At 66.7% G+C, this 12695-nt stretch carries 10 protein-coding genes; 5 read left to right on the plus strand and 5 right to left on the minus strand.

All coding sequences use genetic code 11. From position 1 onward, the window contains the following. Positions 1-487 precede the first annotated feature (487 nt). The gene (locus ASF14_RS19870; protein ID WP_056439504.1) at positions 488-1879 is read right to left on the minus strand and encodes a sensor histidine kinase; all 1392 of its coding nucleotides are present in this window, start codon (positions 1877-1879) and stop codon (positions 488-490) included. Continuing rightward, positions 1876-2553 (minus strand): response regulator transcription factor, encoded by a 678-nt coding sequence (locus ASF14_RS19875; RefSeq protein WP_056439507.1) that lies wholly within the window; start codon positions 2551-2553, stop codon positions 1876-1878. The genes ASF14_RS19870 and ASF14_RS19875 overlap by 4 nt, the downstream gene beginning before the upstream one ends. A gap of 140 nt (positions 2554-2693) precedes the next feature. Here ASF14_RS19875 and ASF14_RS19880 point away from each other — a divergent pair, with 140 nt between their 5' ends. The 3 genes from ASF14_RS19880 (at position 2694) to ASF14_RS19890 (ending at position 5202) form a co-directional block, all read left to right on the plus strand. Beyond that, positions 2694-3458 carry a hypothetical protein gene (locus ASF14_RS19880; protein WP_236697166.1) on the plus strand — a complete coding sequence of 255 codons (765 nt, stop codon included), beginning with the start codon at positions 2694-2696 and terminating at the stop codon, positions 3456-3458. Between the two features lie 105 nt (positions 3459-3563). Continuing rightward, positions 3564-4463, plus strand: coding sequence for a lysylphosphatidylglycerol synthase domain-containing protein (locus tag ASF14_RS19885; RefSeq protein WP_168371581.1), 900 nt, complete (start codon positions 3564-3566; stop codon positions 4461-4463). A 22-nt stretch (positions 4464-4485) separates the two neighbouring features. Continuing rightward, entirely contained in the window at positions 4486-5202 is a 717-nt protein-coding gene (locus ASF14_RS19890) for a hypothetical protein (RefSeq protein WP_236697167.1), read from the plus strand. Here ASF14_RS19890 and ASF14_RS19895 read toward each other — a convergent pair. The 3 genes from ASF14_RS19895 to ASF14_RS19905 all read right to left on the minus strand — a co-directional run bounded on the left by ASF14_RS19895 (position 5199) and on the right by ASF14_RS19905 (position 8324). After that, the gene (locus ASF14_RS19895; RefSeq protein ID WP_056439517.1) at positions 5199-6467 is read right to left on the minus strand and encodes a carbohydrate porin; all 1269 of its coding nucleotides are present in this window, start codon (positions 6465-6467) and stop codon (positions 5199-5201) included. The two genes, ASF14_RS19890 and ASF14_RS19895, sit on opposite strands and share 4 nt — an antisense overlap. Before the next feature lie 130 nt (positions 6468-6597). Next, a complete protein-coding gene (locus ASF14_RS19900) occupies positions 6598-7650 on the minus strand; it encodes an ATP-binding protein (RefSeq protein WP_056439823.1) in 1053 nt (350 codons plus the stop codon). Beyond that, a complete protein-coding gene (locus tag ASF14_RS19905; RefSeq protein WP_056439520.1) occupies positions 7647-8324 on the minus strand; it encodes a response regulator in 678 nt (225 codons plus the stop codon). Before ASF14_RS19905 ends, ASF14_RS19900 begins: the two co-directional genes overlap by 4 nt. 125 nt (positions 8325-8449) lie before the next feature. Between ASF14_RS19905 and ASF14_RS19910 the strand changes: the two genes are divergently transcribed. Beyond that, complete coding sequence (locus tag ASF14_RS19910) at positions 8450-9583, plus strand: efflux RND transporter periplasmic adaptor subunit (RefSeq protein ID WP_082442379.1); 1134 nt, start codon at positions 8450-8452, stop codon at positions 9581-9583. Positions 9584-9586: 3 nt separating this feature from the next. Further along, on the plus strand, positions 9587-12694 hold the full coding sequence (locus tag ASF14_RS19915; protein WP_056439526.1) for a multidrug efflux RND transporter permease subunit: 3108 nt from the start codon (positions 9587-9589) through the stop codon (positions 12692-12694). The last annotated feature ends 1 nt before the right edge of the window (position 12695 follow it).

Genomic DNA, 12695 nt, shown 5'->3' on the forward strand with positions numbered 1-12695 from the left:
CGGGTCGCAACCCGATACGACAAAACCGCCGAGTCCTACATCGGCTTCGTCAGCCTCGCATCAGTCCTGCTCTGGCTGCCCTTTGTCCACGATGCCTAGTGAAGACCACACTAGCCTTGTGCTTGCATCGCGTCCGAGCAAGATTTTGGACTTCAGGAAACGGTTCACTTGGGGATTTCGGCGACCGGGCTGAGGGCGCTAGCAATTGGGGTGCTTACCTGCCGTCGAACCGAAACCTAACGAACGGCCGCTTCTGCACTTTAGCACCTGAAAACAGCCAGTCCGCCCTCCACCAGGTTTCTGTGCGACGCCCGGATCGCTATGCAGTGTCGGGCTGTCATGGGACGGCGACGCGCCGTAGGCGGCTACCGAAGACCTCCAACTCTATCGCTCCGGCAGCAGCCTGACGGTGACCCGATCCAGATCGAAACGATGTTCGATGGCGCCGCGAACCAGCCGAGGTTGTCCCATCATGACGGTCTGCACGTCACCTATCGACTGGACTGGCCTGCGCCTCCGTAGCGGCAGTGCCTGAGGGCCTGTTCGGGACGCGGATAGTGAATTCGGTGAAGCCGGGCTCGGACCGCAGCGTCGCCGTGCCGCCATGCACCTGCGCGACCCGCTGTACGATCGCGAGACCGAGGCCGCCATTGGGCACCCTCCCCCGGTTCCGCCGCCAGAAGCGCCGGAACACCAATGGCTGATCGTCCGACGCGATGCCGGGACCGTCGTCGGCGACCGTGATCGCGCCATCGGCTACCGAGACCCGGATGCCCGTACCCGGCGGGGTATGCGCGACCGCATTCTCCACTAGCGCGCCGAGCGCCCGCGCCAGGAACTGCGGGTGGCCGAGGACCAGATGCTCCCGCTCCGCGCCCGACAAGGCGATGGTTCGTCCGCCGCGGAAAACCAGCGGCGCGATCCCCGCCACCGCCTGGCTCGCCATGTGCGACAGGTCGACACGCTCCATCGCCATCTGATCGAGCGAATCCAGCTCGGCCATGTCGAGCAGATGGCCGACGATGCCCGACAGCGCATCCAGATCGGCGATCAGCGCGGCGCGAAGCGTAGCATCCGGGATGTCGGCGGCGCGCACGCGTGCGATGGTGATCGGCGTGCGGAGCTCGTGGGCCGCGTCGGCGGTGAAGTCACGCTGTATCCGCAAACTCTCGGTCACCCGGGCGACCGCCATGTTGATCGCGTTCGCCAGCGGCTGCACCTCACTCGGGATCGCCGGATCGACGATGCGCAGGTCCGGCCGCCCAGCATCGATCCGTTCCACTGCCGCCGAGGCGCGCCGGATCGGACGCAGCGCGCGCCGCACGATATATGCGTCGATACCGAGCAGCAGCACCAGCAGTGGCACGATGACGAACAGGCCATGCCACAGGAACTGCCGGACGATGTCGTCCATCACATTAGCGGGATGATCAAGATTTTGGAGCGTGACGATCCACAGCCGCCGCTCCCCCATCGTGATCGGTACGCTTAGCCCGGCATAAAAAGCGCGTCTTGACCGCCGCCGGAAGAAACGTTCTTCGGCGTCGCGCGGCAGCCGTGTGACTTCCAGCGGCGGCGGCGTGCCGATCAAGACGGTTCTGGCGCCATCACCCTCAACAATCAGCGCGCTCATCCCCGCCGACAGCAGCGATTCCGATGACGGCCGGGCCGACGCGATGCGTAGTTCGCCATTGCGATCGATCGCCAACGCTTTTCGAATTTCCACCACCTGAGCGCGCAAGGTCTGGCGTTCGAGCTGGTCGGCGGTCAGTTCGAGGAAGAAGTAGACGCCCGCGGACACGGCCAGTGCGGTGAAGGCGACGGCGATGCCGTGCCACAGCAGGATCCGCGCCAGCAGCGATCGCGGTGCCCGGATCATGCGGGGGATTCCAAAAGCATGTAACCCACGCCGCGAATGGTCACGACCTGCGCGGTCGCGCCCGCCTCGCTCAGCCGACGGCGAAGGCGGTGGATATAGACCTCGACGGCATTGGAGCCCAATTCCTCCTCCAGTCCGAAAAGCTGCATTTCGATCTGGGTCTTGGCGACGACCCGGTCATGCCGCTGGATCAGCAGCGCCAGCATGTCGAGCTCGCGTGCCGACAATATGGTCGGCGTGCCACCGACCGTCACCGTTCGGCTGACGGGATCGTAGCGGATGTTGCCGCACACGACATCGCGATCGACGATCATCGCGCTTCGCCGCAGCAACGCCCTGATCCGCGCGATCAGTTCCTCGGGTGCGAAGGGCTTTACGAGATAATCGTCCCCGCCCGCGCCAAGCCCCGCGACCCGGTCGGCGACGCTGCCGTGCGCGGTCAGCAGCAGCATCGGCGTGTCGTCGCCCCGCGCACGCATCGCCCTGGCCAGTTCCAGCCCGCTGCCGTCGGGCAGGCCGATATCGAGGATAAGGGCGGCATAATGGCCCACCTCCAGCATCAGCAGCCCGTCCTGTACCGAGCCCGCATGATCGAGGGCGAACCCCACCTGCCCCAATTGGCGCCGGAGCATGTCGACCAGTTCGATACTGTCCTCCACGATCAGCAAGCGCATGTTTCGACGTCCCGTCTTGACGCCGATGGCGCCGCGTAAGGTGGCCGTAAGCCAGCCGGGGTAAAGCGACGCCCGCGATCCGGACACCGTCCGATGCCCGTGCGCCAGTCCGGCCTCCCGTTCAATGGAATTGCCGAAACATGTCCACCCTTCCGACCACGCGCACAGCGTCTCCGAAGGCCGGAACGGCACGGAGGGTCGGCAAGTCGCTGCTCCTGAGTGCGGTGCTGACCGCCCCGATCGCGATGCCGGCCGAAGCGCATACGGTGCCGCAAATCGCCGAGCCGATGGTCTTCGACCTCGTCCGCCCCCTCGGTGCGCGGCGCGGCGAACTGGAGATCAACACGCTGGCGCAATATGACCTGTCGGGGCCCGGTCGTATCGTCGAATGGGCGCCCGAGATCGAATACGCCGTCGCCGACGGGTTCGCCGTCGAGCTCGAACTGCCGCTGGAGGGCCGCAAGGTCACCGACTTGAAGATCGGGCTGCAGGGGACGTTCGGGGTCATCAACCAGGGACGCGGTATCCACGGCGTCCAGTATCTGGGCCTGTGGAACCGGGCGCATGGTCGTTGGGAAAGCTCGCTGCTCTACGTCCTGGGCAACCGCTTCGGCCCCCGGACCAGCACCCTGACGATGATCGGCGTGGGCGAGGTCGGCGCAGGCGGACGCGAGACCCGCGCGCTGCTGCTCAACCATACCAGTTTTTATGACATCAGCGCGGCGACGACGGCGGGGGTGGAGGTCAATATCCGGGTCGGACGCGACCGTTCGACCCTGGTCATGCCGCAAGTCCAGCAGGCCCTGACCGATCGACTGCAAATCCAGGCAGGCCTGGGCGCGACCCGCGACGAGGACGCGCCGTGGCGGCCCCGTGTCGGCATGCGACTGGTCCGGCAATTGTGATCCGCGCATCCCATGCCGCCATCCGCTGACGCTTCCGCACCGCCGTTGCCCGGAGTGCTCGATCCCGGATCGCCATATCAGATTTCCGGATGGTTGCGGCGGGCGGTGACGGCACTCGTCACGCTTCTGGCGCTGACCGTCGCCACCATCGCCTTGCGGCACATCGCAGCCGAGACAAGCTGGGACCGCATCGCCGCCGATATTGTCCAGATATCGCCGATCCGCCTGACGGTGGCGGCGGTGTTGACGGTCGCCAGCTATGTCACGCTGATCGGCTATGACGTCCTGGCGCTGCGGGTCGTCGGGCGCCGCGTGGGCACAGGTGCAGCGGCGCTCGCCTCGTTCACCAGCTATGTCTTCAGCCACAATTTCGGCTTCGCGACGGTCACCGGCGGAATCGCACGCTGGCGGATCTACCGCTCCAAGGGGTTGACGCCGGGCGAGGTCGCGCAGGTCATGGTGATGACCGGCGTGACGTTCTGGATGGGGGTGTTCCTGATCCTTGGTGGCGCCTTCGTCGTCGCGACCGATCCCGTGACCGTAGTGGGCGTGTCGGTCGGCGCGCCGCATCTGCACATGGTCGGCGCCAGCACGCTCACCGCGCTGCTCCATTATCGATCCGGGCGAACCATGTCGCTGTTGGGATGGGTCGTGACGCTCCCGACGGCCCGGATCGCGGGGGCGCAGTTCATGCTCGCGACCCTCGACCATATGCTGGCGGCGGCCGTGGTGTTCACGCTGATGCCGGCCATGCCGGTCAGCGACTTTCCACTCGTCCTGATCGCCTATCTGCTGGCGCTGATCGCCGGCCTCGTCACCCATGCGCCCGGCGGGGTCGGGGTGTTCGAGGTGATGATGGTGATGGCGCTGCCGCATCTGGACCGCAGTGCGCTGCTCGCCAGCCTGCTCCTGTACCGTCTGGTCTACTTCCTCGTGCCTCTTGCATTCGGGCTGGCGCTGTTCGCCGGCCATGAATGGAGGATGCGCAATCCGACCCGCTCCTGAAACTCCGGAATCGCCCGACATCATGCAACGTTCATCCTATTCCACCCGACAGTCGACCTTCACGACCATGATCCGCTCGATCGCGGCCGCCGCCCTGCTGCTGATCGGCGCCGGACTCGCCGCCCCGGCTTCGGCACAATTCTATTTGAAGAATTACGATCATGTCGGCGCCCTCGCGACCGATGGGATGCCCGAGGTGCTCGAGTCCCTGCCGGGGGCGACCAGCCAGGAAAACGATGCCGCCCTGATCTGGTCAATGCGCGCCGCCCTGAACGTCGCCGCGCTGCAATGCCAGTTCGAGCCGACCCTGCTCACCGACAGCAACTACAACGCCATCCTGATCGACCATTCCCAGGAGCTGGCGGCGGCCTGGGCCATATTGGGCGCCTATTTCAAGCGTACGAACACGTCGATCAGGGCCGGACAGGATGCGCTCGACCGCTATGGCACGCGCATCTATTCGCGCTTTTCCACGGTGTCGGCGCAATATGAATTTTGCCGGACTATAAGTTCGATCGGGCGCGACATCCTGTTTTCCGGGCGTGGCGAACTGGGCGTTATCGCGGGCGCGCGATTCAACGAACTGCGCAGCAGCCTCGTCAGTCGCGGTGAGCAATTCGTCCCCAACTATCCCCGGGAGGATGACGCCGCCCTGCCCCGGCTGGAGGACAAATGCTGGGACCGCAAGGCCCGCTGGCGCCCGCGCGCGTGCGGGGCCAATCCCTGGGCTCGCGGCTAGAACACGATCGTGGCGCGCAGCCCCGGGGCCAGGATGGTCGGCGTCCTGCGCCCGGCCTTGGCCGCGTCGGTCACCGGATTGATGACGAGCTGAACATTGGGGTGGAACGACAAAGCCGGGGTCAGTTGGAGCAGATAGCCCAGCTCGATCACGTCCTCCGACCGTGGCGGCGGCGCGGCGGCCAGCGTGCGGGTGATCGCGACATGCGTCCACCCCAGGCCGATCGCGTCGTGCGGCCGCGACGGCGATGGTCCCGTCAGCACCAGCCCACCGTCGAGGTAGAAGGGCACCAGGTTGCGGTCGGCAGGTGACAAGGTCGCCCGCGCGAAGACGTTGAGGCGGCGCACCTCCTGCCCCTCGGGGGTCAGCCGCAGGTCGACCACCCCATAGCCCGCCCAATTGCCGCGAAAGACGACATCCGGATTGCGATCGGCGTCGCGCACCTGATCGAACCGATCGAAATGCCGCCAGCCGCCCAGCTTGAATACCGCGGCCCCCGCCGTCACCGCCACCTCGGCGATCGCGAAGGGCTGGCCCCGCAATGCAAAGGTGCGGAAGCCATATCCATCGTTCCGCTGCGGATCATTGCCATATTGGCCGGAGGGTCGACCGGTGAACACCGCCGCCGAGAACCGCACCGGCGCCTCCGCCGCGGTCGTCGCCATGACGCCCGCCGCCGACAGCGGCCAGGCGGGTCCGCCATCGGGAAGGTCGCTGCCAAAGCTGGTCGGCCACCCAAAGGTCGTGTTGACGAAGAAGGCCGCCGTCGCGCTGGTGACGAAGGTCGGCGTCGCGGGAAACTTGCCGACACGCAGTCGCAACGGACCGACCGGCATTTCCAGCCACGCCTGATTGAGCCGGGTGGCGGGCTCCGCCTCGATGCTGGAAACCTGCGAGATGTTGCCAATATAGGCGCTCGATAAACCCGTGCCGTGGATGGTGATGGCGCTGGCATGGGCGATGACGCCGCGCAGGCCGATCAGCCTCTCGAGATCGGCATCGACCACCACCGACGCCTTGCCCAGCACTGCCGCACCACCCCGCCCGCCAATCGCGGCATTGGTATCGAAATTGTAACTACCCTGGACCCGGACGGGATCGTCGTCCGCGCCTGGGGTGGAGGGCACTTCAAATTCGGGTTGCGCTACCGTGGGGATGGAGCGACGCGGACGCCTAGGCGACGATAGCTTGGCGGCCTCCAAGTCGGGGATGTGCGGCGACTCGACCGATTGACCGACACAGAGCAAAGCCAACAGCTCGATCATAATGGTTCCCCCAACGCTGCATCGTACTGTCTAACTTCCATCAAGAGAAGCGGCATGGCGTCAAAGCTTAAATCGAACCGGTTCTATCGCGTTCACCGACTTCGGTTCGCTGAAGTGGGCAAGCTGAACCTTATCGCGGCTGCGGCAGGATGACCTGAAACAGCGAGCTATCACCTGTTCGCCGATAAACCGCATCGCCGCCATGCGCCCGCGCGATGGCCTGCACGACGGATAGCCCCAATCCCGACCCGCCGACGCTTGCCCCGCCCCGCGCAAATTGGCGAAAGGCGTTGGCCTCGAACCCCGGCGCCAGCCCTGGCCCTCGATCGGCGACCGTGATGGTTGCTCCGGCACCACCGAACCCGACTTCGATTCGCACGATGCATGGCGAGGCGTGGCGGCGAGCATTGTCGACGAGCGCGATGACCGCCTGTCGAATCCGGGCCGCATCGCCCCGGACCATGCCGGGCTGCAACGCGAGTTCCAGTCCGAACCCGGCGGGCGTGAGCATGGAATCCAGCTCCGGCCGCATTTCGAGAAGTTCAGCGGCCAGGTCTAGATCGGCGACCATCAGCTCCAGGCGCCCGCTCTCCGCCAGGCTGACGCTGCGCAAATCCTCAACCAATCGGGTCAGCCCCTCAACCTGCTTCATCAGGCCGACCACCAGCTCGTCATCGAGCGGAAAGACGCCGTCCTTTGCCCCCTGCAGCCGCCCGCGCAGGATGGTCAGGGGAGTGCGCAGTTCGTGTGCGATCTGGGCATTCCACAGCTTCACATCGTCCGACATGCGTTGCAGCCGGTCGGCCATGGCGTTGAAATCGGCAATCAGCAGCGCCGCCTCGCCATGCGCGGCGCGGACCGGCGTGATGCGAGTGGTCAGGTCGCCCTCGGCGATCCGACGCGCCGCCTCACCCACCGCGCCGAGCGGCTGGACAATCCGCCGGGCCAGTCGCACCGCCACCGCGAGCGCCAGCGCCACCCCGATCACGCACGCCGCCAGCGTGATGCCAACATCCAGACCGGTCGTGTCCGCCACCCCCGGCGGCAGCGGCGCGACGATACGCAGCCGCTCCAGCACGGCATAGACGATGTAGAAGGCCGCCGTGCTGACCACGACCGCGACCAGCGCCAGCGTCGCCATCGCGACCGACAATTGCCGCGTCAGGCTGTTCCGATTCTTCATCCGCGCGACCATAGCCGGTATCCGACACCACGCACGCCCTCGGGCATATCGGGAACCCCTGCCTGATCGAGCTTGCGGCGCAGCTTGCTGACGTGGCTGTCGACGGTCCGATCGAGCGCGTCCGATCCGGGCAGGCAGGCGTCGAGCAGCTCGCTGCGGCTGAACACCCGGCTCGGCGTGCGGGCCATATGGGCGAGCAGGCGGAATTCGGTGAGGGTCAGCGCGACTTCGCCGCGTTCGGTGCGGACCATATGCGCGGTCGTGTCGACCTCAACCGGGCCGACCCGCAGCACGCCGTTCGCCCCCTCCCCGCCGGACCGGCGCAGCACCGCCTTGACCCGCGCGACCACCTCGACCGGATTGAACGGCTTGACGACATAATCATCGGCCCCGATGCGCAGCGCCTGGAGCTTGTCGATGTCCTGGTCAAGCGCGGTGGTGACGACGACCGGCGTATGGCCCCGCCGCCGCACCTCGGACAGCACGCCCCAGCCGTCGACCAGCGGCATCGAGATATCGAGCAACAGAATGTCAGGCTTCAACGCAAGATGCAGGTCGAGCGCGGTGCGCCCGTCGCTGGCATGAACGGTCCGGAACCCCTCGCGCTCCAGATAGGCGCGAATGATCTCGGCGATATCGCGATCGTCTTCGGCGATCAGCACGAGCGGGTTCATGCGGCGGGTCCATTGAGCATGACATCGTTCCTATCAGTGGCACAGCCCAGGCCGCCAGCCCGCCTCCACAAAGCCTCCACACAATCTCGACGCAGGCGCAACGACCCGCGCGGATAGGCGGCAGCATGATGGGTCGATCTCTCTCTTGCCGCACGCTCCCCGCCCTGCCGATCATGATGGCGATGGCGGCCTCGCTCAGCGGCTGCTCCGCCGAGGCCCCCGCCGCCCCGGCGGACCCGGTCACCGTGCTGACCATGCGTGTCGCACCGACCGAGGTCACCGCCGCCGACGAGCTGCCGGGCCGTGTCGTGGCGTTCCGCACTGCCGAAATCCGCCCGCAGGTCGGCGGCATCGTTCAGCGCCGCCTGTTCGAACAGGGTGCGGCGGTGCGGGCCGGACAGATGCTCTTCCAGATCAGCCCCGCCCCCTTCCTTGCCGATGCCGACACCGCGCAGGCGACCGTGCAAAAGGCCAGCGCCGCCTATGCCCGCGCCCGCGCCCAGGCCGACCGGCTGAAGCCGCTGGTCGCCGCCGATGCGATCAGCCGTCAAAGCTATGACGATGCCGTCGCCGCGCGCGAGCAGGCCACCGCCGAACTGGCCGAAGCGCGCGCCACCCTTCGCCGCCGCCGGATCGACCTGGGCTTTTCGCGGGTGACCGCGCCGATCGCCGGGCGGATCGGACCGGCCAATGTCACCGAGGGGGCGCTGGTGACGGCGGCCGACGCCACCCCGCTGGCGACGATTCAGCAGATCGACCGGGTCTATGTGGATGTCCGGCAACCCGCCGAACGCTATGCCGAATTGCGCGCGAAGGGTGCGGCGGCCGGGCCGGTCGAGATCCTCACCCCTTCGGGACGGAGCCATCCGGTACAGGGGCGCATCCTGTTTTCCGGGATCGCCGTCGATCCGGGCACCGGCGATGCGCTGGTCCGGGTCGAAGTGCCCAATCCCGGCGAGCAGCTGTTGCCCGGCATGTTCGTCCGCGCCCGCCTGCCGCGCGCAAGGATGCCCGCTGCGCTGACCGTGCCGCAACAGGCCGTGACCCGCGCAGGCGACGGCACGCCGCAGGTCAGCGTCGTCGGCGGACAGGACCGGGTGCATCTCCGCCGCGTCACGCTCGGCCCGCTGATCGGTGGCCGCTATGTTATCCAGTCGGGGCTGCGCGCGGGCGAAACCGTGATCGTCGAGGGGCAGGACCGCGTCCAGCCCGGCACCCCGGTCAACCAACGCCCCTGGCGTGGCGGGGCGGCGGGCTGAACCATGGCGCAATTCTTCATCAACCGCCCGATCTTCGCCTGGGTGATCGCCATCGCGATCGTCCTGCTGGGCGTCATCGCCATCCCGCAAATGCCGGTCGCCCGCTTCCCCAGCGTCGCGCCGCCGACGGTCAGCATCTTCGCCAGTTATCCTGGTGCCACGCCGCAGACGCTGAACGACAGCGTCGTCTCACTGGTGCAGCGCGAGCTGTCGAGCGTGAAGAACCTGCTCTATTTCGAGAGTTCGGCGGACACCTCGGGTTCGGCGACGATCACCGCGACTTTTCGCCCCGGCACCAACCCGGAAATGGCGCAGGTCGATGTGCAGAACCGGCTGAAGACCATCGAAGCCCGCCTGCCCCAGGTCGTGCGCCAGACCGGCGTCACGGTCGAATCCGCTTCGTCCGGCTTCCTGATGATCGTCAGCCTGTTGTCCGACGGGCGGCAGGACGAGGTCGAGCTGTCCGATTACATGACGCGCAACATCGTCGACGAACTGAAGCGCATCCCTGGTGTCGGGCGCGTCCAGAACTTCTCGGCCGAGCGCGCCATGCGCATCTGGATCGATCCCGCGAAGCTCGCAGGATATGGCCTGACCGCCACCGACGTGACGGCCGCGATCACCGAACAGAATGTCCAGATCGCCCCCGGCGCGCTGGGCACCGAGCCCACCGCCAATGGCCAGCGCGTGCTGGTCCCGCTGACGGCTGACGGTCAGCTCAAGACGCCAAAGGATTTCGCCGGCATCATCCTGAAGGCCAATACCGACGGGTCGAGCGTCACGCTGGACAAGGTCGCGCGGATCGAACTGGGGCGGCAGAGCTTCGGCAACGACACGCGCGAGAACGGCAAGTTCGCCGCCTCGGTCGGCATCCAGCTGACACCCGGCGCCAATGCCGTCGCCGCGTCGAAGGCGGTGCGCGCGCGCATGGCCGAACTGGCCCACTCGCTCCCGCCGGGGATGAGCTGGTCGGTGCCGTTCGACACCGCACCGTTCGTCCGCATCTCGATCGAGAAGGTGTTGCACACGCTGGCCGAGGCGATGCTGCTCGTCTTCCTGGTGATGTACCTGTTCCTGCAAAAGGTCCGCTACACGCTGATCCCCGCCATCATCGCGCCGATCGCGCTACTCGGCACGATCGCGGTCATGCTGGCGAGCGGCTATTCGATCAACGTGCTGACCATGTTCGGCATGGTGCTGGCCATCGGCATCATCGTCGACGACGCGATCGTCGTGGTCGAGAATGTCGAGCGGCTGATGCACGAGGAAAAGCTGTCGCCAGCCGATGCCACGCGCCTGGCGATGAAGGAAATCACCCCCGCCATCATCGGCATCACGCTGGTCCTCTCGGCGGTGTTCATTCCCATGGCGCTGGCGGCCGGATCGGTCGGCACCATCTATCGCCAGTTTTCGATGGCGATGGCGGTCTCCATCCTGTTTTCCGCCTTCCTCGCCCTTACCCTCACCCCGGCGCTGTGCGCGACGCTGCTCAAGCCTCTGGACGCGGAACGCCCCAAGAACCGCTTCTTCACCTGGTTCGACCGCCAGTTCGACCGCGCCACACGCGGTTATCAGGGCTGGGTGGCGCGGTTGCTGAAGGCGAGCGGGCGGATGATGCTGGTCTTCGCCGCGATCGTCGGAATGCTCGCCATCGCCTTCGTCAACCTGCCGTCGTCTTTCATGCCGGAGGAGGATCAGGGCTATTTCATGACCAGTTTCCAACTGCCCGCCGATGCCACCGCCACCCGCACCTTGGCGGCGGTCAAGGCATTGGAGAAGCATATGGCGACCCGACCCGGCGTCGAGACGACCGAGTCGATCCTGGGCTTCGGCTTCTCTGGCTCCGGCCCCAACGCCGCGATGGTCTACACGATGCTCAAGGACTGGAAGGACCGCGGCGGCACCAACGTCGCCAAGGAGGTGGCCGCGGCCGAAGCTGCCATGGCCCGGGACGTGCATGAAGGCCAGGTGATGAATGTCATGCCGCCCGCGATCGACGAGCTCGGCACCTCGTCGGGTTTCGCACTGCGGCTGGAGGACCGGGCGGGCAAGGGACGTCACGCGCTGTTCACCGCGCGCGACATGCTGGTCGCCTATGCGCAGCGCAGCCCCAAGCTGTCCGGCGTCTATGCCGAAGGGCTTCCGTCCGGCACCAGCGTTCGGCTGGACATCGACCGGGCCAAGGCGCGCGCGCTCGGCGTGTCCTTCACCGCGATTACCGACATGATCGGCACCGCGCTGGGTAGCAGCTATGTCAACGACTTCCCCAACAAGGGTCGGTTGCAGCAGGTGATCGTCCAAGCCGATGCGGCCCACCGCATGAATCTGGACGATGTGATGAAGCTGCGCGTGAAGAACGCCGCCGGGGGCACGGTGGCGCTGGCCGAGCTGGTCACGCCGGTATGGAGCAACAGCCCCCTCCAGCTGTCGACCTATAACGGCTACTCATCGGTGAGCATCACCGGCAGCGCCGCGCCCGGCGTGTCGAGCGGCGATGCGATGCGCGAGATGGAGCGGCTGGCCGCCGAACTGCCGCCCGGTTTCGGCATCGAATGGACCGGACAGTCGCGGCAGGAGCGCGAAGCGGGCGCGCAGGCGCCGATGTTGCTCGCGCTGTCGATGCTGGTCGTCTTCCTGGTGCTGGCGGCGCTGTATGAGAGCTGGTCGATCCCGATGGCCGTGATGCTGGTCGTGCCGCTGGGCCTGATCGGCGCGGTGTCTGCGGTGATGCTGCGAGGCATGTCGAACGACATCTTTTTCAAGGTCGGCCTCATCACCATCATCGGGCTCAGCGCGAAGAATGCGATCCTGATCGTGGAATTCGCCAAGCAATATCGCGAGGCGGGAAGCAGCCTGATCGACGCCGCCATCGCCGCCGCACGCGTGCGCCTGCGCCCGATCGTGATGACCAGCCTGGCCTTCACGCTGGGCGTCGTGCCGCTGATGCTGGCGGGCGGGGCAAGTGCGGAGACGCAACATGCGATCGGAACCGGCGTGTTCGGGGGCATGATCACCGGCACCGTGCTGGCGCTGATCTTCGTGCCGACCTTCTTCGTGGTGGTCGTGGGCCTGGCCGAACGCTGGCGCATGCGCCGGACCAAGGAGGCATGAG

Source organism: Sphingomonas sp. Leaf257, assembly GCF_001422185.1.
Lineage (GTDB): Bacteria > Pseudomonadota > Alphaproteobacteria > Sphingomonadales > Sphingomonadaceae > Sphingomonas > Sphingomonas yabuuchiae.